This window comes from Allokutzneria sp. NRRL B-24872 (assembly GCF_002155965.1).
In the GTDB taxonomy this organism is placed as follows: domain Bacteria; phylum Actinomycetota; class Actinomycetes; order Mycobacteriales; family Pseudonocardiaceae; genus Allokutzneria.
In genome coordinates this window covers 1-743 of sequence record NZ_MUMH01000363.1, presented here as the reverse complement: position 1 = coordinate 743, position 743 = coordinate 1, and the positions used below count along the sequence as shown (strand labels likewise).

Annotated in this window: 1 protein-coding gene; it reads right to left on the bottom strand. The window is 70.9% G+C overall.

Annotated features, from left to right (window positions below):
- Positions 1–452: dihydrodipicolinate synthase family protein (locus CCN37_RS38075; protein WP_210408411.1), on the bottom strand; the 452-nt coding region annotated here is incomplete at its 3' end.
- Positions 453–743: the final 291 nt, after the last annotated feature.

Sequence of the window (743 nt, the reverse complement as noted above, 5' to 3'; positions counted from 1 at the left end):
GCGACGATGTTCGGGTGCTCGGCGAGCGCGCAGAGCGTGTCCACTTCGATCGGTACCGCCGTTCTGCCGGGGATGTCGTAGAGCATCACCGGCAACGACGTCGCGTCGGCCACGGCCGAGAAGTGCGCGAGCAACCCGGTCTGCGCGGGCCGGGAGTAGTAGGGGGAGACCACCAGCAGCCCGTGCGCGCCCGCCTTCTCCATGGCGATGGCCTGCTGCACGCTGTGCGCGGTGTCGTTGGTGCCCGCACCCGCGACCACAGCCGCCCTGCCACCGACCGCCTCGACCACCGCGCGGACGAGGTCCGCCTTCTCGGCGTCGGAGGTCGTCGGGCTCTCACCGGTGGTGCCGTTGAGCACCAGCCCGTCGTTGCCCGACTCGATGAGGTGTGCGGCGAGCTTCTGCGCCGCGTCCAGGTCGAGCTTCCCGGTCTCGGTGAACGGGGTGACCATGGCGGTGAGCACACGGCCGAAAGGGCGGCCTGGGGCGGCGGNNCCGCCGCCCCTGGTGAGCGCACTGCCGCAATGCCTTTCGCCAAACGCCGCTGAGCCCCGCTTTCCTCCGCTCGGTCGCGCTCACGCACACCAACTTTCCGTGTGAGTTCGCTCCCCGGGCCGGTCACCGGACTAGATGCCTCGGCTGAGGCCGTTGACCACGGCGATGGCGCGCTGCTCGCCCTCGAACTCCAGGCGAACCTCGGCGCGGCCGAAGGCGTGCAGCAGGAGTTCGGCCGGTTCGCCGAT